This window comes from Rhodobacter sp. JA431 (assembly GCF_900217725.1).
GTDB lineage: Bacteria > Pseudomonadota > Alphaproteobacteria > Rhodobacterales > Rhodobacteraceae > Rhodobacter > Rhodobacter aestuarii.
The window spans coordinates 342,680-364,320 of the sequence record NZ_OBMP01000001.1; the positions used below are offsets into that span (position 1 = coordinate 342,680).

Sequence of the window (21,641 nt, forward strand, 5' to 3'; positions counted from 1 at the left end):
GCAAAATGATAGACGATCAGAACATTCGTGAGGCACAAAACAGCCATGTCTGACTTACTTGATTCGACCGACCGCAAAATTCTGAACGCGCTGGTGGAAAACGCACGCATTGCGATCACCGAATTGGGGCGCAAGGTGGGGCTTTCGAAAACCCCGGTTGCAGCGCGGATCAAGGCGATGGAAGAGATGGGGGTGATCACCGGCTACCGGGCGGTGCTATCGCCGCGCAAGCTGGGGCTGACCCACGTCACCTTTGTGGAAGTGCGCATGACAGACACGCGCGAAAAGGCATTGGCCCAGTTCAACGCCGCGGTGCGCGCGATTCCCGAGGTGGAGGAATGCTACATGATCGCGGGCGGGTTTGATTATTTGCTGAAAGTCCGCGCCCATGACATGACCGAATATCGCCGGATCATGGGCGAAGCGATCTCGACCCTGCCGCATGTGGCTGCGACATCGAGTTACGTTGCGATGGAGGCCGTGGTCGAACAGAACGCGCCCATTCTGTGAACCAACGTCCTGACGATAGGGATTTGCTTCTGACCTAACCAACTGGTCAGAGAATCGGCAAAAATTAACACGAAGTTCACGTTAGCGACCAACTTAGCATTTGACGCCCCTCTCCCAATCGTGAAGTCTCCCCCCGTTCCCATACTAAATGGGCCGAGGCGACTCTGGGAGGAGAACTCATGAAGTTGAAAATGTTTGGTGCCGTTTCTGCTGCGGCGCTGGTCATAGCGGGCGCGGCTTTCGCCGAATATCCGGAAAAAGAAATCCAAGGCATCATCCAATGGGGTGCTGGTGGGTCGACCGATGCCGTGATGCGCGCCGTGACGCCCCATGCCGAAGAGGTTCTGGGTGGCAAGGTCGTGATGCAAAACATGACCGGCGGCGTGGGCGCGATTGCGGCCAAATTCACCATGACGCAGAAAGCCGATGGCTACACGCTGCTGATGGGTGCCGAAAACCCGATGCTTTACAAGGTCATGGGTCTTGGCAATTTCGACTATAACAGCGATTTTGAGCCGGTTGCGCTGCTTGCGCGTGGCGTGCCGATTCTGGTGGCCCGCCCCGATGCGCCCTACAACACCTTCAAGGAACTGGTCGACTATATGGCCGCCAACCCCGAAGAGGTGAAATTCGGCTCGACCGGTCCGGGCGGCCTGCCCTCGGTTGTTACCGCGATGCTGGATGCCGAAGTTGATATCTCGGCGACCTTCGTGCCCTACGATGGTGACGGCCCGGCGCTGACCGCGCTGCAAGGGGGCGCCATTGACGTGATGCCCGCCGTTCTGGGCGCCGCGCTTGAGGCGATCAAAGCGGAGCGGATCAAGGTCATCGCGCTGGTGGACAGCACGCCGAACGAGGCCCTGCCGGGCATCCCGCCGATCACCGAAGACTTCCCGGGCTACGGCAAATACCTGCCGTGGGGTCCGTTCTTCGGCGTCTTCGTGAAAGCGGGCACGCCGGATGACGTGGTGGCCAAGCTTTCGGCAGCCTATCTGGAAGGCGCGCAAGCGACCGACTTTGTTGAACTGCTGCACAACCGCGCCTATCTGCCGATCAACCTGAGCGGCGCAGAGGCCAAAGACTATATGGCGAAATGGCAGTCTGTGACTTCGTGGCTGGTCTATGATGCGGGCATCGCCAAGAAATCCCCGGAAGATTTCGACATTCCGCGCCCCTGATAGTGCGATAAACCAAATGCACCGCCCTCCGAAAAGGGGGCGGTGTTCTCTTGCGAGGAGGCCCCGATGCACGACCCCAATCGCAGACTGCCCGGCGAGCGGATTTTTTCCGTTCTGATGGTGGCGGTCAGCCTGTTCCTATTTTACACCGCAACGCAAATCTCGGGCCTTTCGGGGCTGGCAGAACCGGGCAGCTTCCCGATGTTCGCCACCGGCATGATGGTGATCACCTCGACGATCATCACGTTCAAAACGCTGCGGTTGCCCCATAGTGATGTGCATGGTTGGAAGTCGGTGTTTCCGGGGCTGGTGATTTTGACCATCATCTTGATGGGCTTTTATGCGCTGGCACTGCAGCCTGTGGGCTTCCTGCCGACCTCTTTCGTGTTCTTGACGATTGCCAATTGGGTGATGGCGCGCGGCAACCCTTTGCGTGCGGCACTGACCTCTGCGCTTTCGCTCGCGCTCGTTTATGTCGTGTTCCGCCTCGTCTTCTCGGTGCTGATGCCCGAGGGCATCGTGCCAGAGCGTGAAATCCTCGCCTATATCGGCTCCATTCTTAACGGGGGGGCGAAGTGATGGATTTCACCCATTTCTTTATGACATGGATCGACCTGCGCCTTTTGGCGCTGGTGGGGGCTGGCACCTTTGCGGGCATCTATATTGGCGCGATCCCCGGCCTTTCGGTCACGATGGCGGTGTCGATCCTGATCTCTTTCACCTTCGGCTGGGAGATGTATGACGCGCTCGCGCTGATGATCGGCATCTATATGGGCGGCGTTTATGGCGGGTCACGCACGGCGATCTTGCTCAACATTCCCGGTGCGCCCTCGGCGATTGCCACCGCGCTCGATGGCTACCCCTTGGCGAAAAAGGGGCTTGCGGGCGAGGCGATCGGCCTTTCCACCACCATGTCGGCCTTGGGCGGGCTCATTGGCATTGCGGTTTTGGGCTTTGCCGCCCCAGCGGTGTCGGAATTTGCGATCCGCTTCCAGCCGCGCGACTATATGCTGCTTGCGATCCTTGGCATCTTGCTTGTGGGCTCGCTCTCCGGCGAAAGCCTGATCAAGGGCGTTTTCGCCGGTGCTTTGGGGCTGACCATTGGCTGTGTGGGGCTTGACCCGCTCACCGCACAAGAACGCTTCACCTTCGGCTATATCGAGCTTTGGGGGGGTATTTCCTTTGTGGCGGTGATGATCGGCCTTTTCGGTGTCTCTGAGGCGCTGATGCAGCTCAAACACATCAACACACCTGCGGTGAAACAAAAGATCACCCGCGTGATCCCCTCATGGAAATCAGTTCTGAAGTTCCTGCCGCTTTCGGTGCAGACCTCGCTTATCGGGGTGATCATCGGTGCACTGCCGGGCACGGGGGGCGATATCGCGGCGCTGATGTCTTATGACCACGCCAAGCGCGTCACCAAAAACCCGGAAGTGCCCTTTGGCCAAGGCGCGCGCGCGGGGCTTGTGGCACCCGAAACCGCGAACAACGCAGCGGTCGGCGGTGCCTTCATCCCCATGCTGACGCTCGGCATTCCCGGGGACTCGGTCACTGCGATCATCATTGGCGCCATGTTCATTCACGGCCTGAACCCCGGCCCGATGCTGATGATCGAACGGCCCGAGATGTTCTGGTTCATTCTAGGCGCGCTTGTGCTCGCCACGGTGTTCATGCTGATCTTCGGCCTCACCGGGATCCGGATCTTCGTGAAGGTGGTGGAACTGCCGCGCGCGATGCTGTTCCCGCTGATCCTTCTGCTCTCGATCATCGGCGCTTTTGCCGTGAATAACGCGCTGACCGATGTCTATTGGATGCTTGGCTTTGGCGTGCTGGGCTATTTCATGAAGCTTTACGGCTATCAGCTTGGCCCGGTGATCTTGGGCGTGATCCTGTCGCGGCTGATTGACGATAACTGGCGCCGCGCGATCATTTCAGAGCGCGAAGACCTTGGGCGGCTGTTCCACGGCATCTTCACCTCGCCGCTGTCGCTGGTGCTGTTCATGGCGGTGGTGGCGATCTTCTTCACCTCCACGCCACTCTGGCCGATGTTGAAGAACAAGCTGCGCAAAGCTGCCGCGAAGAAAGACGCCTAAGCCTACGACCTCACGCCGGAACCGAAACGGGCCCACCGCATGGTTGGGCCCGTTTTCTTTTACGCGGCCCAACCGGGCATAAGCCAAACACCGCGCAACGAAAAAGGCCGCCCAGACGGGCGGCCTTTCGATTGGAGGGGCGAAGAACAGGATCAGTTCTTCGCGTAGAATTCGACCACCAGGTTCGGTTCCATTTGCACCGGGTAGGGCACATCGCTGAGGCCCGGGGTGCGCACGAAGGTGGCGGTCATTTTGTTGTGGTCGACTTCGAGGTAATCCGGCACGTCGCGCTCGGCCGATTGCACGGCTTCCAGCACGAGAGCGAGTTGCTTCGAACGGTCACGAACGGCGATCACGTCGCCTTCTTTGACGCGGTACGACGCGATGTTGACGCGTTTGCCGTTCACGGTCACGTGGCCGTGGTTCACGAATTGACGGGCGGCGAAGACGGTCGGCACGAATTTGGCGCGGTACACGATCGCGTCGAGGCGGCGCTCGAGCAGACCGATCAGGTTTTCACCGGTGTCGCCCTTCACACGCTCGGCTTCGGCGTAGATGCGGCGGAATTGTTTTTCGGTCAGATCGCCGTAGTAGCCTTTGAGCTTTTGCTTGGCGCGGAGCTGGGTACCGAAGTCGGACAGTTTGCCCTTACGGCGTTGGCCGTGTTGCCCCGGGCCATATTCGCGTTTGTTGAGCGGCGACTTGGCGCGGCCCCAGATGTTTTCGCCCATGCGGCGGTCGATTTTGTACTTGGCAGCGGTGCGTTTGGTCATCGCTGATCTCCTTCTTATGTTACGAAGGGCGTTGTCCTTTCCCGCAGCCTTATCCGCAAAGCTTTGGGCGACAGGCTTCCCCTTGCGGGGTCCACCAACACCAATGAAAGGCCCGGCAGCTTTCGCCACCGGGATGGGCGGCTTATACAGGGCGCTGGCAGGGAGTCAACGGCTGGGGCGGGGAAACTTACCCGCTTAGGGCAGAATCTCCGCCATATGGGTCTGACGGCTCAGTTCCGCACCATCGCGGGTCAAGATCACCTCGGCTTTATATACCCCCGGTGTGAACCCACCCGCCGGGGCGCGCTTGCCGCCATAGCGCATAAAGAGCGCCTTCGGCTTCTCGAACACCGTCTGATGGTCAAAGGCAAAGCCCGCGGGCCCAGTGATCCGCAAGGTCAGGCTGTCCCCCTCGCGGCTGTCAAAGCCATAGGCCCAAACCACCAGCGCAGGTGCCTCGTGGGGCACAGTCGCGGGGCTTTCGCCACCATCTTTCACCGCCTCATAATCGGGCGGCGCAGAGGTCAGCCCCGCACGCAAAAGCCCTCCGCCCACATAAGGAACGGGGCTTTGCCATAGGCTATCGGTGGGGTCTGTGGCGCAGCTGTCTGCGGCAGAAGGAAGGAACGGGTCCAGTTCTTCCCCCTCATGGCGCACCGAGAGATGCAAATGTGGGAACTCCGCCAAGCCCGACAGGCCGACCAACCCCAACGGCGCGCCCGCCGCAACCTCTTGACCCACGGCGACCAAGACCGAGCCTTGCCGCAGGTGGCAATATTGCGTCTGCCAGCCATCGGCATGATCGATCACCACCCCATTGCCGCATTCCTTGTTGGCGACGCTTTGCCCCGAAAGATAAGCGCCATCCGCTTCGCCATCGCGCAAGCCCAGCACCCGGCCCGGCGCAGCCGCCAGCACCGCAACGCCTACCCGCATCGCCGCAAGCGAGGGCAGCGCGAAATCGGTGCCATCGTGGCCATCATAGCTTGCAGTACCGCAACCAAAGTCGCGCACACCCGGCCCCGGCTCACGGTCGACATAATGCTGGATGTAGCAGGTCTCGCCCAAGGTGCAGTCCACGGGCAATTGCAGGCCAAAAGCCCCTGCCCCACCGGGCACAAGTGCCAACCCCAAGACAGCAAAAAGCCCTCGGCCCGGCATACCGGAACGGGGGCGCATTGGGGGGCAAAGGCCCCCGAGAACCGGGAGCCCAAGCATCCTTTAGTCAGCCGGCAAAAGCCGCGGCTTGGAGCCAGAAATGCGCGGCTTGCCGGGTTCTTCGACGTTGAGAACGATGGCATCGTCCTTCACGCCCACCTTGACCACGCCGCCTTTCATCAAGCGACCAAACAGCAGTTCTTCGGCGAGCGGCTTTTTGATGTGCTCTTGGATCACGCGGCCCAGCGGACGCGCGCCCATCTTGTCATCATAGCCCTTCTCGGCCAGCCAATGCGCGGCTTCCGGCGTCAGCTCGATATGCACATTGCGATCAATGAGCTGCGCTTCGAGTTGCAGCACGAATTTATCGACCACTTGCAAGATCGTGTCACGCGGCAGCGGCGCGAAGCTGACCACCGCATCCAGACGGTTGCGGAACTCCGGCGTGAAGGTGCGCTCGATCGCGGCGGTATCCTCGCCCTCGCGGCGCTCGCGGCCAAACCCGATCGCGGCTTTCGCCATATCGGAGGCCCCGGCGTTCGAGGTCATGATCAAGATCACATTGCGGAAATCCACCTGACGGCCGTTGTGATCGGTCAGCTTGCCGTGGTCCATCACCTGGAGCAGGATATTGAACACATCGGGGTGGGCTTTCTCGATCTCGTCCAGCAGCAGCACGCAATGCGGATGCTGATCGACGCCATCGGTCAAAAGCCCGCCTTGGTCAAAGCCGACATAGCCCGGAGGCGCGCCGATCAAACGGGAAACCGCGTGTTTCTCCATGTATTCCGACATGTCGAAGCGCAGCAGTTCCACGCCAAGCGTATTGGCAAGCTGGTTGGCCACCTCGGTTTTGCCGACGCCGGTAGGGCCCGCAAAGAGGTAGTTGCCAATCGGCTTTTCAGGCTCGCGCAGACCAGCGCGGGAAAGCTTGATCGCCGAGGCCAGCGCATCAATTGCCTTGTCTTGACCAAAGACCACGCGTTTGAGCGTTTTCTCCAGATCGCGCAGCACTTGGGCATCGTCTTTAGAGACGTTTTTCGGCGGGATGCGAGCGATCTTGGCCACCACGGCCTCAATCTCTTTCGCCCCCAGCGTTTTGCGCCGTTTGCTGTCGGGCAGCAGGTGCTGCGCCGCGCCCGCCTCGTCGATCACGTCGATCGCTTTATCGGGCAGCTTGCGGTCGTGGATGTAGCGCGCCGAGAGCTCCACCGCCGCCTTGATGGCATCATTGGTGTAGCGCACCTCGTGGTGTTCCTCGAAATAGGGTTTGAGCCCCATCAGGATCTTGATGCTATCGGGCACCGAGGGTTCATTCACGTCGATCTTTTGGAACCGGCGCGACAGCGCGCGATCTTTTTCAAAGTGCTGACGGAACTCTTTGTAGGTGGTGGACCCCATCGTGCGCAGCTTGCCGCCTTGCAGCGCAGGCTTAAGCAGGTTGGAGGCATCCATTGCCCCGCCCGAGGTCGCGCCCGCACCGATCACGGTATGGATCTCGTCGATAAACAAGATCGCATCGGGATGATCTTCAAGCTCTTTCACCACGGCTTTGAGACGTTCTTCAAAGTCACCACGGTAGCGAGTGCCCGCAAGCAGCGCGCCCATATCAAGCGAATAGATCGTGGCATGCGACAAGATTTCGGGCGTTTCGCCACGGGTGATCTTGAGCGCCAAACCTTCGGCAATGGCGGTTTTGCCCACGCCCGGGTCACCGACCAGAAGCGGGTTGTTTTTGCGGCGGCGGCACAGCACCTGAATGCAGCGCTCTACCTCTTCGGCGCGACCGATCAGCGGGTCGATATCGCCTTTTTGCGATTTCTGGTTGAGGTTCACGCAGTATTTGCCAAGCGCGGATTCCTTCGCCTCACCCGGTTGGGCGGCTTCGGATTTCACCTCTTCCTCAGCGCCAATCACCGGGCGCGGCTCGCCGAATTCCGGGTCTTTGGCGACACCATGGGCGATGAAATTCACCGCATCATAGCGCGTCATATCCTGCTCTTGCAGGAAGAAGGCGGCATTCGATTCCCGCTCCGCGAAGATCGCGACAAGCACATTGGCCCCCGTCACTTCGGTGCGGCCAGAGCTTTGCACATGGATCGCGGCGCGCTGGATCACCCGCTGGAACGCGGCGGTCGGAACGGCTTCAGAGCCTTCGACCTCGGTGATCAGCGTCGAGAGATCATCATCGATGAATTCCGTCAAAGTCTGACGCAGCTCATCCAAATCGACACCGCAAGCGCGCATCACACGGCTGGCATCGGGTTCATCAAGCAGCGCCAGAAGCAAGTGTTCGAGCGTCGCCAGTTCGTGTTTGCGGGTGTTGGCAAGGGCCAAAGCCGCGTGAATTGCTTGTTCGAGCGTGGTCGAGAACGAGGGCATCCGGCGCTCCTTTCGTGGGGTATACCGATCCTGGCGTTACAAGGTTAAGTTTCGGTGGATTTTGTCGCGCTTCAAGCCCTGAACGCTCTTTTTTCTTCTCCGGTCACAAAGCTGTTGCAATTGTGAACAAACGCACCGCATTCCGCCCGCCTTTGTGGCGGCGCTGTGTATCAGGCATTTTTTTCCTGCGTGCTTTGGGCAAAACCCGGTGCCCGACTGGTCAATGCGGCCACAAGATCAGCGCGCCCCACCATGCCAACGAGTCGCCCGCCATCCAGCACAGGAACAGGCGGCGCGCCGGGCCGCGCAAAACGCGCGAGCAGGGCCGCGAGCGGCAAATCAGCAGAAACGGGATTGGGCTGCGGGTCCATAAGCTCGACCGCTTGCGGCTCCATCGCCCGCAAACTGCGCGCCGGCATCCCAAAACCGGCCTCCAGCGCATCAATCAAGCGAGACTGATCAACAAGGCCAAGCAGGCTGCCCTCACTATCCGCCACGGCCAGCACCCGCAGATGCGCCGCACGCATCCGGGCGATCACCTCGCGCAGCGGCATTTCAGGCCCCACAGTGACAGCCGGATGCATGATCGCCCGCGCAGGGGTCGTGGCCAAAAGCGCTTGCGCCGAACGCGCGGCCACCGCCTCTGTCAACCGTTCCAAATCGGCGGGGGCAATATTGGCCGATTGACGAAATTCCAACAGCACCGCTTCTAGGTCATCTTCATCCAAACCGGTCACCGGGTTTGGTGCATCCGGAACGCGCGGCAACCGGTTTGGATAGCTTTGCTTGAAGAGCCGGTGCCAGACCAGCGCGATCAGAATCAGCGCCGCCATCAAAGCGCCCACGGGAAACACCGGAAAGAGCGGATGCACCGGATGCCCGGCCTCCGCCTCCAACACCACAAAAAGCGCAACGCCCGCAGCGGGGGGATGCAACGCGCGCAGCGCCATCATGCCAAGCACCGCCCCGGCAAGCGCCGCCCCTGCCGCGAAGGGATAGGGCAAGAAGGTGGTGGCCGCCACCGCAGCCTCTGCCGAAATCACCATCCCCATAAATGCCGACCACGGCTGCGCAAGCGGCGAATTCGGGATCGCAAAGATCAACACCGAAGAGGAGGCAATGCCCGAGACCAGAAATATCCCGTTCGCGCGGTCTCCATTCAGCGCGGTGATGGCAATATCGGCGAGCGCCATCGCCAGACCAACACCAATGGCGGGGCGCAGGATCTCAACCAGAGGTCGGCGCCCCATCGCCGGGCCAAAAGCACCAAGCGCGCGCAATAAGCGCCGGAGGGGGGAGGATTTGCTCACCCCTCAGAACCGGTCTTTGCGGGAACGCGCCTCAGTAAAGACGGCCAGCGGGTCCGCGCTCTCGGGCAAGCCAAGCGCCGCACGCAACGCCGGGTCGGCCCCGCGCAGGAATGGGTTGGTCAGCAGTTCTTCGGACAAAAGCACCGGAAGCGTGGGCAGGTCATCTTTGCGCAGCGCCTCGCACCGCGCCATACGCTCCAATAGCGCCGGATGATCGGGCTCAAGGCTCAGTGCGAAACGGCCATTTGAAAGCGTGTATTCATGGCCAGAACAAATCTGCGTTTCGGGCGGCAGCGCCGCCATGCGGGTCAGCGTATCGTGCATCTGCGCGGGGCTACCTTCAAACAGCCGCCCACAGCCCCAACTCATCAGACTGTCACCCGAGAACAAAAGACCCGCGCCCGGCAGGTAATAAGCGATATGGCCAAGCGTATGGCCATCGGCCCCGATCACCTGCACATCTTCCACCCCAAGGGGCAGCACCTCGCCCGGGCGCACAGCGTGATCAAGCGGCGGCAGGCGATGCGCATCGGCGGCAGCGCCGATGATCTTCGCCCCCGTCGCCTGCGCCAAAGCTTCGGCCCCGGCGATGTGATCGTCGTGGTGATGGGTGAGCAAAATGTGATGCAATTGCCAATCTCGCTCCGTCAGCACCCGCATCAGCGGCACGGCATCGGGCACATCAACCGCCACCACAGTATCGGTCGCGGTATCGTGCCAAAGATAGGCATAATTGTCGGTCAGGCAGGGAATGGTCAGAAGTTCGAGGGTCATGGCGTTTTGCGTCTGTTGCGCTATGGTTCCCAAGCTACGCCCAAGAAAGGCAAAACTGCAATGCATCTCGACGTGCTCGACCTGCGGGATTTTTATTATCGCACCCAGTTGGGCCGTGCCGCCCAAAAATCGGTGCGCGATAAAGTGGTGGAGCTATGGCCCGCGACCCATAGCGGGATGGCCGGGCAGACGGTGGCAGGCTTTGGCTTTGCGGTACCGCTTTTGCGCCCCTACCTACCCAGTGCCCGCCGGGTGATTGGACTGATGCCCGCACCGCAAGGGGTGATGCCTTGGCCGCCGGGCGAGCCCAATGTCTCCGTCTTGTGCGACGAAACCCGCTGGCCACTGGAAACCGGCATGGTGGATCGGCTGGTCGTTTTGCATGGGCTGGAAGTGTCTGACCACCCCGATGCACTGTTAGAAGAATGCTGGCGCGTGCTTGGGCCTGGCGGGCGGGCGCTTTTTATTGTGCCCAACCGCGCCGGGCTTTGGGCGCCGCAGGAAACCACGCCATTTGGCTTTGGCCGCCCCTATACGCCGGGGCAATTGGATGCGCAGGCGCGGCGCGCGGGATTTGTGCCCGAACGGCAAACGGCGGCACTTTATATCCCGCCGTCGCAGCGGCGGTTCTGGCTGCGCTCATCAGAAATGTGGGAAAAGGTCGGCGGGCGCGCGGCGGGCTTTCTGGCGGCAGGCGTACTGATCCTAGAGGTATCCAAACAGGTGCATGCGCCCCGTCGCTCTGGCCTTGGCGCAGCCGTGCGGAAGCCACTCTCGATCCTTGAAGGCAGCCCCAAGCCCGTCGCCGGGCGGGTCTAATCTCCCCTCAAGGGAAGTCAGAGAGAATCGCCTTTTTCAACTTATGCCCGAAGTTCATGCGCAGAGACCACAACTTGTACATGAGCCGAGGGGTCGCGCAGGGCCCCATCGCAACGCATCGCACAAGGCATGGCGCTAACAGTTACGACCTTGGCCTGAAATGTGCCCGGTACATTCACATTCTGTATGCCAAGATGGTTGCGAGGGTCACATTGCTCTGCTAATGCCAAGCCCGAATGCGGCGCGCGCATGGGAGACTTGCGCGTTCCAGGGGGGCCTCTGCCCCGGTGGCACCACTGCCAACCGGGGTGCGGAGGCAAAGCATCGGAAGGGTGGACGTGTCCGAACCAGCTTCGATTTCTGCATCCATTGCCGGGCGCTATGCCACGGCCATTTTTGATCTTGCGCAGGAGGCGGGTGGGCTTGACGCTTTGTCGAGCGACGTTGACGCGCTGCGTGACGCACTGAACGGCTCCGCCGATCTGCGCGACCTGATTAGCTCGCCGGTCTATACCCGGTCGCAACAGGAAGCCGCGATTGCCGCGCTGGGTGCCAAGATGGCCCTGTCGGCGCCGCTGGCCAACGGCCTGAAGCTGATGGCGCAGAAACGTCGCCTGTTCGCGCTGCCGCAGCTCCTTAAAGGGCTGGCCGACGCGATTGCCGAAGCCAAAGGCGAAATGACGGCCGATGTCACCTCGGCCAGTGAATTGAGCGCCGCGCAAGCTGACAAGCTGGCCGCAACGCTCGCCAAACAAACGGGTAAAACCGTCAAACTGAACGTCGCCGTCGATGAAAGCCTCATCGGTGGCATGATCGTCAAGCTGGGTTCGCGCATGATCGATAGCTCGGTCAAAGCCAAACTCGCTTCCCTCCAGAACGCCATGAAAGAGGTCGGATAAATGGGCATCCAGGCAGCTGAAATCTCTGCAATCCTCAAGGAGCAGATCAAGAACTTCGGGCAGGATGCCCAAGTCGCTGAAGTGGGCCGCGTGCTCTCCGTTGGTGACGGTATCGCGCGTGTGCACGGTCTCGACAACGTGCAAGCGGGTGAGATGGTCGAATTCCCCGGTGGTATCCGCGGGATGGCTCTGAACCTTGAAGTTGATAACGTCGGTATCGTTATCTTCGGTTCGGACCGCGACATTAAAGAAGGCGACACCGTCAAGCGCACCAACGCGATCGTGGACGTGCCCGCCGGTGAAGGCCTGCTGGGCCGCGTCGTTGACGCGCTTGGCAACCCGATCGACGGCAAAGGCCCGATCGAAGGCAAAGAGCGTCGCATCGCCGACGTGAAAGCCCCGGGCATCATTCCGCGGAAATCGGTGCACGAACCGATGGCGACCGGCCTCAAGTCGGTGGACGCGATGATCCCGATCGGCCGTGGCCAGCGCGAGCTGATCATTGGTGACCGTCAAACCGGTAAAACCGCGATCGCGCTCGACACGATCCTGAACCAAAAGTCGTACAACGACGCCAACCCCGGCAACAAGCTGCACTGCTTCTACGTTGCCGTCGGCCAAAAGCGTTCGACCGTTGCGCAGCTGGTGAAGAAACTCGAAGAAGCCGGCGCGATGGAATACACCACCGTCGTGGCCGCGACCGCTTCGGACCCGGCGCCGATGCAGTTCCTCGCCCCCTACTCGGCGACCGCGATGGCGGAATACTTCCGCGACAACGGCATGCACGCGCTGATCATCTATGATGACCTGTCGAAACAAGCCGTTGCTTACCGTCAGATGTCGCTGCTTCTGCGCCGTCCGCCGGGGCGTGAAGCCTATCCGGGCGACGTGTTCTACCTCCATAGCCGCCTGCTCGAGCGTTCGGCGAAACTGAACGAAGACTTCGGTTCGGGCTCGCTCACCGCGCTTCCGGTTATCGAAACCCAAGGCGGCGACGTTTCGGCGTTTATTCCGACCAACGTGATCTCGATCACCGACGGTCAGATCTTCCTCGAAACCGAACTCTTCTACCAAGGCATCCGCCCGGCCGTGAACACCGGTCTGTCGGTGTCTCGTGTGGGTTCGTCGGCGCAAACCAACTCGATGAAATCGGTGGCTGGCCCGGTGAAACTGGAACTGGCGCAATACCGCGAAATGGCGGCCTTCGCGCAGTTCGGTTCCGACCTCGACGCCGCGACGCAAAAACTGCTCAACCGCGGTGCGCGTCTGACCGAGCTGATGAAGCAAGCGCAATATTCGCCGCTCACCAACGCCGAAATCGTTGCCGTGATCTTTGCGGGCACCAACGGCTTCCTCGATGCCGTGCCGGTGAAAGAAGTCGGCCGCTTCGAGCAAGGCCTGCTGGCCTATCTGCGGTCGTCGCGCAAAGACATCCTCGACTGGCTCACCAACGAGGATCCGAAGATCAAGGGCGATGCCGAAACCAAGCTGAAGTCCGCGATCGAAGAATTCGCCAAGACGTTCGCTTGATTGGCCTGAAAGGACAGGGACATGCCCAGCCTTAAGGACCTAAAAAACCGGATCACGAGTGTGAAGAACACTCGCAAGATCACGAAAGCCATGCAGATGGTCGCGGCGGCGAAACTTCGCCGCGCCCAGGAAAACGCTGAAGCGGCTCGGCCCTATGCCGAGAAGATGTCGGCCGTTCTGACGAGCCTTGCCACTGCGGTGGGCTCGTCCGAAGGGGCGCCGCGCCTTTTGGCCGGCACCGGCTCCGACAAGGTCCAGCTCCTGGTCGTCATGACCGGCGAGCGCGGCCTGTGCGGCGGTTTCAACGCCAATATCGCGAAGCTCGCTCGCACGCGGGCCAACGAACTTCTGGCCGAAGGCAAGACGGTGAAAATTCTCACCGTCGGCAAAAAAGGCCGCGACGCGCTGCGTCGTGACCTTGGTCAGTATTTCGTCGGCCACGTCGATCTGAGCGAAGTGAAAAAGCTCAGCTACGCCAACGCGCAGGATATCGCTGACGACATTCTCGGTCGCTTCGATGCGGGCGAATTCGATGTCGCCACGATCTTCTACTCGATCTTTGAAAGCGTGATCTCGCAAAAGCCGACGGCTCAGCAGATCGTGCCTGCCCAGATCGAGACGGATGCCTCCGCGGCCTCGACGGTCTATGACTACGAGCCCGGCGATCAGGAAATCCTCGCGGCGCTTCTGCCGCGTGGGGTGGCCACGGCGATTTTCGCTGCCCTTCTGGAAAACAACGCCTCGTTCAACGGGGCCCAGATGTCGGCAATGGATAACGCCACCCGTAACGCTGGCGACATGATCGACAAGCTGACGGTTGAGTATAACCGCTCGCGTCAGGCTGCGATCACCAAAGAGCTTATTGAAATCATCTCGGGCGCCGAGGCGCTCTGACGGAACCGGAGATAGAAACAAATGGCAAGCAAAGGCAAAGTGACCCAGGTCATCGGCGCCGTCGTGGACGTGCAGTTCGAAGACGGCCTCCCGGCGATTCTGAACGCCCTTGAAACCACCAACAACGGCAAGCGCCTCGTTCTCGAAGTGGCGCAGCACCTTGGTGAAAACACCGTCCGCACCATCGCCATGGACGCCTCGGAAGGCCTCGTGCGCGGTGCGGTCGTGACCGACACCGGCAGCCCGATCACCGTTCCGGTGGGCAACGCGACGCTCGGCCGTATTCTCAACGTCATCGGCGAGCCGGTGGACGAAAAAGGCGACGTGGCGAAAACCGAAGCCCGTGCGATCCACCAACCCGCCCCGGACTTCGCGGCGCAGTCGACCGAAAGCCAGATCCTCGTGACCGGCATCAAGGTTATCGACCTGCTCGCGCCCTACTCCAAAGGCGGTAAAATTGGTCTCTTCGGCGGTGCCGGCGTGGGCAAAACCGTTCTGATCATGGAACTGATCAACAACATCGCCAAAGTGCACTCGGGCTTCTCGGTGTTTGCGGGCGTTGGTGAACGGACCCGTGAAGGCAACGACCTCTACCATGAGATGATCGAATCGGGCGTTATCAACCTTGATAACCTCGAAGAGTCGAAAGTGGCGCTGGTCTACGGTCAGATGAACGAGCCTCCGGGGGCCCGTGCCCGCGTCGCGCTCACCGGTCTGACCCTCGCGGAACAGTTCCGTGACCAGTCGGGCACCGACGTGCTGTTCTTCGTCGACAACATCTTCCGCTTCACCCAAGCGGGTTCGGAAGTGTCGGCGCTTCTTGGCCGTATTCCTTCGGCCGTGGGCTACCAGCCGACGCTGGCGACCGACATGGGCGCGCTGCAAGAACGCATCACCTCGACCAAAGCCGGTTCGATCACCTCGGTGCAGGCCATCTACGTGCCGGCCGACGACCTTACCGACCCGGCCCCGGCCACCTCGTTTGCCCACCTTGACGCAACGACCGTGTTGTCGCGTGCGATCTCGGAACTCGGCATCTACCCGGCTGTGGACCCGCTTGACTCGACCTCGCGTATCCTCGACCCGCAAATCGTGGGCGAAGAGCACTACCAAGTGGCGCGTGACGTTCAAGGGATGCTGCAACGCTACAAATCGCTGCAAGACATCATCGCCATCCTCGGCATGGACGAACTGAGCGAAGAAGACAAACTGACGGTGGCCCGCGCCCGGAAGATCCAACGCTTCCTGTCGCAGCCCTTCGACGTTGCGAAAGTGTTCACCGGCTCGGACGGTGTGCAGGTTCCGCTCGAAGACACCATCAAGTCGTTCAAAGCTGTTGTGGCTGGTGAATACGACCACCTGCCGGAAGCGGCCTTCTACATGGTCGGCGGCATTGATGAAGTGATCGCGAAAGCCCAGCGCCTCGCCGCTGCGGCGTAAGGGGGGCGATAATGGCCGATACGATGCAGTTTGATCTCGTCTCGCCGGAGCGGAAGCTTGCTTCCGTTCAGGCCCGCGAGGTCCGTCTTCCCGGCGTGGAAGGCGATCTGACGGCGATGCCGGGCCACGCGCCCATCATCCTCTCGCTGCGGCCGGGCATCCTGACCGTGGTCAGCGCCGAGGGCTCTTCGGAATTCGCCGTCACCGGCGGTTTTGCCGAAGTCTCGGGCGAGACGGTGACCGTTCTGGCCGAACGCGGTGTGACCAAAGCGGAACTGACCGCTGCGATCCACGCCGACATGGTGGCCGAAGCGAAGAAAGTGCTGGATGCGGCGCATCCGTCGGTGGCCGATGCCGCCGCCAAGATGCTCGCCGACATGGAAGCGCTTGGCACGCATATCAACCTCTAAGGCGCAAGCCAGAGGATGAGATCAAAAGCCCCGGCCTTGCGTCGGGGCTTTTTCATTTAGTCTTTTTTCTTTCTTCGTAACCTATTAGCGTGACGAGACACGCAAGCGGACGAGTGCCCTGATCATGCAAAAACTTTCCTCTACGCGGGTTGGCATCACCCAAGGCTCGATTGTGCTGTTCTCCGACTATCAAGATGGGGGCGCAATGTGGACGGGCGAAGGCCCGCGCGAATTGCGCCGTGCCGTGGTGTTTAGCGAAGCCTTTCGAGAAGTTCCTGCAGTGCAAGTATCGCTGTCGATGTGGGACATTGACCAAAAGCACAATCCGCGCGTCGATATTTCCGCCGACATGATCACCACCGAAGGGTTTGTGATTGTGTTTCGCACCTGGGGTGACACCCGCGTGGCCCGTGTGCGCGCCGATTGGCTGGCGATTGGCGGCTGTGCGCATGAAGACGATTGGGAGATTTCCTAGGTATTTGCCGCAAGGCGCATGAAAAAGCCTCCCCAAATGGGGAGGCTTTTCAGTTTCAGACGCAACTTAGCGACGTCGCCTGACCGCACCGCCTTAGGCGGCGACCGGCGTCCCCGCTTTTTTCGCGGCTTTGGCTTGTTCTTTCGCCTTGGCACGCGCACGCGCGCGCGATCGGTTCAGCGCCACAAACACATTCATCACCAGCGCGGCACTCACCGCCTCGGCCAGCGTCGCCGGCACGATCAAGGTGAGGAAATCTTGCGTCATCAGGTTGATGTTGCCCAGCGCCACGAACATGAGACCGAACACCATGAACCAAGAGATGAGGCCCGCAAACAGACCGCCAAAGCGCACCAGCAGCATCCGCAGGCACAGGGCATAAAGAAGCGCCCAACCGGCCCAAACCAGAAGCTGCATCGGTTCACCGGGATAATCGACGCCCAGCGCGCCAAAGTAGTCTTCCCACTCGCTCTGGAGCCAGTAGGAGTTGATGCCAAATTCGCAGGCGGAGATCCACACCCAACCGGCGACGATCGGCGTCAGACTCGATTTCAGACTCATGCCTTCCCCCTCAAATTAAAAAAATCCCGCGAACGATAGCACCGCAATGCCCTGCGACAAACAGTGTGCTTTGACGCAGAGCAAAGAAAGATTTACCGGCATCTCGTCGCTCCCCAGTCCGCGTATATGGCCATGACGCCATCTTGAAAGATTTGTCGCCGCGTGGAACCGTGCGCTACTTTCTACATTCGGTCCCCAATATGCCCGCAACCATCATTTCTTTGACCACGATCCCGCCACGCTTTTCGCAGATAGGTGCGACCCTGCGCGACTTGCTCCGCCAAGACGTAAAAATCGACGAAATCCGCCTGAATATCGCGCGTAGCTATCGCCGCTTCCCCGGTATCGTGCCAAGCCTGCCGACCTTGCCCGAGGGCATTACCGTTCATATCAGTGAACAAGATTATGGGCCCGGCACCAAGCTACTTCCCACGCTGCGAGATCATCTCGGCAAAGATACCGAGATTCTCTTTTGCGATGACGATCAGGAGTATGCCCCCGATTGGGCGCGCCGTTTTCTCGAGACCCGGCGCGAAAAGCCCAACTGCTGCATCGTCGGCAAAGGATATGATTTCGACAGTCGGCCGAAAGGCAGCCGCTATTTTATCGAAGACACATTATTTCCGCGCGCCTATCGGCAACAAAAGGGCCTCGGCTACCGTCTGCAGCGCTTGGTGCATTTGGCACAGCGCCGTCCGAAACCCTTTTTAGCGACTTTGCCGGGCTATGTGCATGTGCTGGAGGCGTATCGCGGCGCGCTGGTGCGTTCGGAGTTTTTCCCGGAGGAAGTTTTTGACATTCCCGACCTGCTTTGGACCGTCGATGACCCTTGGTTTTCGGGCCATATGGCTCGCAAGAACGTTCCGATCTGGATGATGCTACGGGATCGACCGCACCGCGATGGCTATGAAGCCCATCATACCGAACGACTTTTGGAGTTTGAATATCAAGGTGTTGGACGGCTTGATGCCGATACCGCCTGCATTGATTATTTCCGCGAGCATTACGGTATTTGGCCCGGCCGTAAAGAAGTGCCCGAAGAGGTTGCAGCATAGAAAACGCCGGGCGAGCAGCCCGGCGTCTCATGGCGTCTTCGGTGCGTGTTAGGCACGCATCCGGGCGATCAGATTATCTTTGAACCAGAACTGGTGATAGAGCGCCGCGCCGATATGGGCGAAGGTCAGGAAGAAGGCGAGCGACATCATCGGTCCATGCAATTCTCCCAAACTGCGCATTCCAAAGAACCAAGAGGCCGCCCCCGCCATGGGCCCAAGGATCAACAGCGCATAAAACGCCCAATGCAGCGCTTCAGCGAGTTTGGCAAAGCGCGGGTCGCCCCCTTGTGCAGGTGCGGGCACGCCATCGCGCAGCCGCAAGAACAAACGCAAGATCATCAGGCCCAAAAGCGCCAACCCCACCGGAATATGCCATTCCGCCACCGAGCCCGTCACCGGCTGGCCGCTGTTATGCTGGTAATTGGCGCGCCCCATGCCCTCAGACACGAAGTAATTAAAGTAGAACAGCAGCACGATCACCCAATGCAACGCGATCTGGGTTGGGGCGTATTTTGTTTTCGATGACATCTCGGCCTCCTTGTTGGGGGTTCACAAACCCAACCCGGGAGCCACAAAAAAGTTCGCGCCCGCAGCAAGCTGCGGGCGGCACATTTTCGTGAGACTTTGAAATCAGGCGGGCCGTTTAGTGAACGCTAAAGGCCACGGCCTCGTTTTCGCGTGCAAGATGGAAGGCCATCCAGCGGTCTTTCACCAGGGCAAGGCGCTCGCCGTTCGCATCGTGCAGGGCATAAAGCTGGGTCAACCCGCCAGCCTGCTTTTGAATATCAGCCGGAAGGTCAGACACCGCGACCGGACGCACATAAACAATACGCTCGTCACCAGAACCGCCCATTGCGGGGCCAAAATCGAATTTATGATCCATAACTTCCCCTTACCTTCTGTTGATCGGAATCGTCTGCACCACTGGCTCGGGCTGTGCCCTTGTCAGATCGATGTGCAAGAGACCGTTTTCCAGCCCTGCTCCCGCGACCTCAACGCCGTCTGCTAATACAAAGCTACGTTGAAACGCGCGCGCGGCAATCCCACGGTGTAAAAAAATCCGCTCGGCCCCGTCTTCAGCCTGACGGCCCCGAATCACTAAGGCGCGGTCTTCCATGGTGATGGCGAGATCGGCCTCAGCAAAGCCCGCAACGGCAAGCGTGATGCGAAACTCATCCGCGCCGTGTTGTTCGATATTGTAAGGTGGATAGGCGTCGGAGCCCGACTTGGCGGTGCGTTCGACGAGGCGCTCGAGTTGATCGAACCCTAAAAGATAAGGATGTGCGCCGAAGCTCAGTTTTGACATCTGGCAAGCCCTTTGGAAAGCGACGTTGCAAAAGAAGGCCCCGCGATCCGGCAGCCCTCGCCTTCAAGATATGGGGTGTGCCGCGCCGGACGCAAGAGGGGCAAAGCTCTCGTCAACCGTGAAAAAACTGCGCAAATGTCAGAAATCGCTTATAATCGTCAAACGGTCGGCGACTCGCCCGGCCCCTGTCAGTGCTCTTTTGCCGGAACCCCGCCATGAACGCCCATAGCGATACGCCCTTGGAAATGAATTCAGACGAGGTTTTGCGCGTGAAGCTTGAGGTGCTACGCCGCGAACACCGCGATCTCGATGAAGCGATCACCGCGCTCATTGATGCTGTGCACCCAGACCAGTTGCGCCTTGTGCGGTTGAAAAAGCAAAAGCTTGCGCTGAAAGACCAGATCGCGCGGATCGAAGACCGGCTGACCCCCGATATCATTGCCTAAACGCGTCAGGCCTTGCCCTCCGGGGCCTTGCTCCCACAGATCACCTGCCTATAGTGCCGTTTCCATAATTTGGGGGGCCGGATGGGCGTGAAAGTTGGAATCATCATGGGCAGCCAGTCGGATTGGGCGACCATGCGCGAGGCGGCGACGATCCTTGATGAGCTGGGCATTGCCTATGAGAAGAAGATCGTCTCGGCACATCGCACCCCGGACCGGCTTTGGAGCTATGGCAAAACGGCGGCAGAGCGCGGCCTGCAGGTCATTATTGCAGGCGCTGGTGGCGCGGCGCATTTGCCCGGCATGATGGCCTCCAAAACCCGTGTGCCCGTGGTGGGCGTGCCGGTGCAGACCCGCGCGCTTTCGGGTGTGGATAGTCTTTATTCAATCGTGCAAATGCCCAAGGGCTTCCCCGTCGCGACAATGGCGATTGGCGCTGCAGGCGCGGCGAATGCCGGGCTGATGGCCGCTGGCATTTTGGCGCTCCAAGACCTCGATCTCGCCACACGCCTTGATGCGTGGCGTGAGGCACTTTCCGCCTCGATCCCCGATGAACCGCAGGATGACTAAGATGCTAAAACCGGGCGCCACGATTGGCATTTTGGGGGGCGGCCAATTGGGCCGGATGCTTTCGGTTGCGGCCTCACGGATGGGGCTGAAATGCCATATCTATGAGCCGGGTGCCGGGGCGCCTGCGGGCCATGTGGCCGAGCGGGTCTTTACCGCGCCTTATGAGGATGAAGCCTGCCTGCGCGCCTTTGCGGCGGGGGTGGATGTCATCACCTATGAGTTCGAGAACATCCCGACCTCGGCGCTGGATCTTTTGGAAAGCCTGCGCCCGATCCGTCCTGGGCGGCGCGCGCTTGCGATCAGCCAAGACCGGATCTTGGAAAAGAGCTTCCTCAATGAAATCGGCCTGACCACCGCGCCTTGGGCGCAGGTGGATGACGCCGCCACGCTTGAAGCCGCGCTGGCGCAAATCGGCGCGCCCTCGATCCTGAAAACCACGCGCCTTGGCTATGATGGCAAAGGCCAAGCCCGGATCATGTCGGAGGCCGATGCCCCCGAAGCTTTGGCTGCGATGGGCGGTGCCGCGGCGGTGCTTGAAGGGTTCGTGAACTTCTCGGCCGAGATTTCGGTGATTGCCGCCCGCGGCCTTGATGGCGCGGTTGCCTGCTATGACCCCGGCGAGAACGTGCATAAATCGGGCATCTTGCACACCACCACCGTACCTGCCCGCATCTCGCCCAATCTACGCTCGGATGCGGTGCTGATTGCGGCGCGCATTCTCAACGCGCTTGATTACGTGGGTGTGCTGGGGGTGGAGTTGTTCGTGACGCCCGAAGGGCTGATCGTCAATGAAATCGCGCCGCGCGTGCACAATTCGGGTCACTGGACGCAAGCGGGCTGCGCGGTTGACCAGTTTGAGCAACATATCCGCGCCATTGCGGGCTGGCCCTTGGGCGACGGCGGGCGCTATGCCGATGTCGAAATGCTCAACCTGATTGGCGATGATGTGGACCGCGTGCCCGAATTCGCCAAAGCGAAGAACACGCAAATCCACCTTTACGGCAAAGCCGACGCCAAGCCGGGCCGCAAAATGGGCCATGTGAACCGCGTGCTCTAACGGC

24 protein-coding genes are annotated in these 21,641 nt (G+C 60.4%); 15 read left to right on the top strand and 9 right to left on the bottom strand.

Annotated features, from left to right (window positions below; all coding sequences use genetic code 11):
- Positions 1–45: 45 nt before the first annotated feature.
- The 4 genes from CRO18_RS01380 to CRO18_RS01395 all read left to right on the top strand — a co-directional run bounded on the left by CRO18_RS01380 (position 46) and on the right by CRO18_RS01395 (position 3,781).
- A complete protein-coding gene (locus CRO18_RS01380; RefSeq protein WP_076484867.1) occupies positions 46–510 on the top strand; it encodes an Lrp/AsnC family transcriptional regulator in 465 nt (154 codons plus the stop codon).
- A 179-nt stretch (positions 511–689) separates the two neighbouring features.
- A complete protein-coding gene (locus CRO18_RS01385) occupies positions 690–1,688 on the top strand; it encodes a tripartite tricarboxylate transporter substrate binding protein (RefSeq protein WP_097080795.1) in 999 nt (332 codons plus the stop codon).
- 66 nt (positions 1,689–1,754) lie between these two features.
- Complete coding sequence (locus CRO18_RS01390) at positions 1,755–2,267, top strand: tripartite tricarboxylate transporter TctB family protein (protein WP_097080796.1); 513 nt, start codon at positions 1,755–1,757, stop codon at positions 2,265–2,267.
- Entirely contained in the window at positions 2,267–3,781 is a 1,515-nt protein-coding gene (locus tag CRO18_RS01395; protein WP_097080797.1) for a tripartite tricarboxylate transporter permease, read from the top strand. Before CRO18_RS01390 ends, CRO18_RS01395 begins: the two co-directional genes overlap by 1 nt.
- A 152-nt stretch (positions 3,782–3,933) precedes the next feature.
- Here CRO18_RS01395 and rpsD read toward each other — a convergent pair whose 3' ends face one another.
- From rpsD to gloB, 5 genes are all read right to left on the bottom strand, one after another.
- Positions 3,934–4,554, bottom strand: coding sequence for a 30S ribosomal protein S4 (gene rpsD / locus CRO18_RS01400; RefSeq protein WP_076484871.1), 621 nt, complete (start codon positions 4,552–4,554; stop codon positions 3,934–3,936).
- A gap of 195 nt (positions 4,555–4,749) precedes the next feature.
- Complete coding sequence (locus CRO18_RS01405; RefSeq protein ID WP_170952520.1) at positions 4,750–5,733, bottom strand: M23 family metallopeptidase; 984 nt, start codon at positions 5,731–5,733, stop codon at positions 4,750–4,752.
- Positions 5,734–5,775: 42 nt separating this feature from the next.
- Entirely contained in the window at positions 5,776–8,094 is a 2,319-nt protein-coding gene (gene clpA / locus CRO18_RS01410) for an ATP-dependent Clp protease ATP-binding subunit ClpA (RefSeq protein WP_076484873.1), read from the bottom strand.
- Between the two features lie 170 nt (positions 8,095–8,264).
- Positions 8,265–9,344: an HPP family protein gene (locus tag CRO18_RS01415; protein ID WP_139327823.1), complete on the bottom strand. Its 1,080-nt coding sequence runs from the start codon at positions 9,342–9,344 to the stop codon at positions 8,265–8,267.
- A 63-nt stretch (positions 9,345–9,407) separates the two neighbouring features.
- Positions 9,408–10,178, bottom strand: coding sequence for a hydroxyacylglutathione hydrolase (gene gloB, locus CRO18_RS01420; protein WP_097080799.1), 771 nt, complete (start codon positions 10,176–10,178; stop codon positions 9,408–9,410).
- 60 nt (positions 10,179–10,238) lie between these two features.
- Between gloB and CRO18_RS01425 the strand changes: the two genes are divergently transcribed.
- From CRO18_RS01425 to CRO18_RS01455, 7 genes are all read left to right on the top strand, one after another.
- Positions 10,239–10,997, top strand: coding sequence for a class I SAM-dependent methyltransferase (locus CRO18_RS01425; protein WP_076484876.1), 759 nt, complete (start codon positions 10,239–10,241; stop codon positions 10,995–10,997).
- Between the two features lie 338 nt (positions 10,998–11,335).
- Entirely contained in the window at positions 11,336–11,896 is a 561-nt protein-coding gene (locus CRO18_RS01430; protein WP_170952521.1) for a F0F1 ATP synthase subunit delta, read from the top strand.
- On the top strand, positions 11,897–13,426 hold the full coding sequence (atpA, locus tag CRO18_RS01435) for a F0F1 ATP synthase subunit alpha (protein WP_076484878.1): 1,530 nt from the start codon (positions 11,897–11,899) through the stop codon (positions 13,424–13,426). It abuts the gene before it with no gap.
- A gap of 21 nt (positions 13,427–13,447) precedes the next feature.
- Positions 13,448–14,320 carry a F0F1 ATP synthase subunit gamma gene (locus CRO18_RS01440; protein ID WP_076484879.1) on the top strand — a complete coding sequence of 291 codons (873 nt, stop codon included), beginning with the start codon at positions 13,448–13,450 and terminating at the stop codon, positions 14,318–14,320.
- Positions 14,321–14,341: 21 nt separating this feature from the next.
- Positions 14,342–15,760, top strand: a complete 1,419-nt coding sequence (atpD, locus tag CRO18_RS01445; protein ID WP_076484880.1) for a F0F1 ATP synthase subunit beta — start codon at positions 14,342–14,344, stop codon at positions 15,758–15,760.
- A gap of 11 nt (positions 15,761–15,771) precedes the next feature.
- Complete coding sequence (locus CRO18_RS01450) at positions 15,772–16,170, top strand: F0F1 ATP synthase subunit epsilon (RefSeq protein ID WP_097080800.1); 399 nt, start codon at positions 15,772–15,774, stop codon at positions 16,168–16,170.
- 124 nt (positions 16,171–16,294) lie between these two features.
- Positions 16,295–16,645 carry an H-type lectin domain-containing protein gene (locus CRO18_RS01455; RefSeq protein WP_076484882.1) on the top strand — a complete coding sequence of 117 codons (351 nt, stop codon included), beginning with the start codon at positions 16,295–16,297 and terminating at the stop codon, positions 16,643–16,645.
- A gap of 93 nt (positions 16,646–16,738) precedes the next feature.
- On the opposite strand, the gene CRO18_RS01460 is transcribed toward CRO18_RS01455, so the two are convergent.
- Positions 16,739–17,206, bottom strand: a complete 468-nt coding sequence (locus CRO18_RS01460) for a hypothetical protein (RefSeq protein WP_097080801.1) — start codon at positions 17,204–17,206, stop codon at positions 16,739–16,741.
- A 200-nt stretch (positions 17,207–17,406) separates the two neighbouring features.
- On the opposite strand from CRO18_RS01460, the gene CRO18_RS01465 reads away from it, so the two are divergent.
- Positions 17,407–18,261: a glycosyltransferase family A protein gene (locus CRO18_RS01465; RefSeq protein WP_143128584.1), complete on the top strand. Its 855-nt coding sequence runs from the start codon at positions 17,407–17,409 to the stop codon at positions 18,259–18,261.
- A gap of 48 nt (positions 18,262–18,309) precedes the next feature.
- Here the strand turns inward: CRO18_RS01465 and CRO18_RS01470 are convergent, their stop codons facing one another.
- The 3 genes from CRO18_RS01470 to CRO18_RS01480 form a co-directional block, all read right to left on the bottom strand.
- Positions 18,310–18,789, bottom strand: coding sequence for a cytochrome b (locus CRO18_RS01470; protein ID WP_097080803.1), 480 nt, complete (start codon positions 18,787–18,789; stop codon positions 18,310–18,312).
- Between the two features lie 115 nt (positions 18,790–18,904).
- On the bottom strand, positions 18,905–19,144 hold the full coding sequence (locus CRO18_RS01475) for a DUF1150 family protein (RefSeq protein WP_097080804.1): 240 nt from the start codon (positions 19,142–19,144) through the stop codon (positions 18,905–18,907).
- Between the two features lie 9 nt (positions 19,145–19,153).
- On the bottom strand, positions 19,154–19,567 hold the full coding sequence (locus tag CRO18_RS01480) for an Hsp20 family protein (RefSeq protein ID WP_076484887.1): 414 nt from the start codon (positions 19,565–19,567) through the stop codon (positions 19,154–19,156).
- A 215-nt stretch (positions 19,568–19,782) separates the two neighbouring features.
- Here CRO18_RS01480 and CRO18_RS01485 point away from each other — a divergent pair, with 215 nt between their 5' ends.
- The 3 genes from CRO18_RS01485 to CRO18_RS01495 all read left to right on the top strand — a co-directional run bounded on the left by CRO18_RS01485 (position 19,783) and on the right by CRO18_RS01495 (position 21,637).
- Positions 19,783–20,013 (top strand): YdcH family protein, encoded by a 231-nt coding sequence (locus CRO18_RS01485; RefSeq protein ID WP_076484888.1) that lies wholly within the window; start codon positions 19,783–19,785, stop codon positions 20,011–20,013.
- An 81-nt stretch (positions 20,014–20,094) separates the two neighbouring features.
- On the top strand, positions 20,095–20,580 hold the full coding sequence (gene purE, locus CRO18_RS01490) for a 5-(carboxyamino)imidazole ribonucleotide mutase (protein ID WP_097080805.1): 486 nt from the start codon (positions 20,095–20,097) through the stop codon (positions 20,578–20,580).
- Positions 20,573–21,637 carry a 5-(carboxyamino)imidazole ribonucleotide synthase gene (locus CRO18_RS01495; protein WP_076484889.1) on the top strand — a complete coding sequence of 355 codons (1,065 nt, stop codon included), beginning with the start codon at positions 20,573–20,575 and terminating at the stop codon, positions 21,635–21,637. The genes purE and CRO18_RS01495 overlap by 8 nt, the downstream gene beginning before the upstream one ends.
- Positions 21,638–21,641: the final 4 nt, after the last annotated feature.